This window comes from Roseixanthobacter psychrophilus, from assembly GCF_043195195.1.
Taxonomy (GTDB): domain Bacteria; phylum Pseudomonadota; class Alphaproteobacteria; order Rhizobiales; family Xanthobacteraceae; genus NCEH01.
Genome location: NZ_JBAFWT010000196.1, coordinates 1 through 424, shown reverse-complemented (window position 1 = coordinate 424; position 424 = coordinate 1). Strand labels below are relative to the sequence as shown.

The 424-nt window shown below is 61.3% G+C and carries 1 pseudogene; it reads right to left on the bottom strand.

Going from position 1 to position 424, the window contains the following annotated elements:
• Positions 1–424: pseudogene (locus V5F77_RS29180) on the bottom strand (IS110 family transposase); the annotation flags it as partial.

Below are 424 nucleotides of genomic sequence, written 5' to 3'. Positions count from 1 at the left end.
CCCCTCCGACCACAGGACACCGGCGAATTCCGGGCCAATCCCCTTCAAATTCTTTAACATTGCTCCTGGCGCTGGCGTGCCTCCGTCCGACGGGCTGAGCATAGCATCCCGCTCAGCCTCCACGGACTTGATCTGTTGAAGTGTGAGTTCGAGCCGATCAAGTTCGCGTCCAATCTGTGCCTTCAAATGCTCAGGTAGCGGACGACCATCACCGGTCCTGAGTTCCTCAAGCCGCTCCCGTCTTTTGCGCAATAAGGGCTCATAGTCAGAGATGCCCTGGGCGAAGAGCAGCCCCTTGATCCGATTGACGTGCTCCACCCGCTCCGCTGTCAGCGTCTTGCGCTCGCGGCAGATCCGGCGGCGATCCTCCTCATGCGGCGTCGGTGCTCGAACCATGGCGCACACCCGCGGCTCGCCTCGCTTA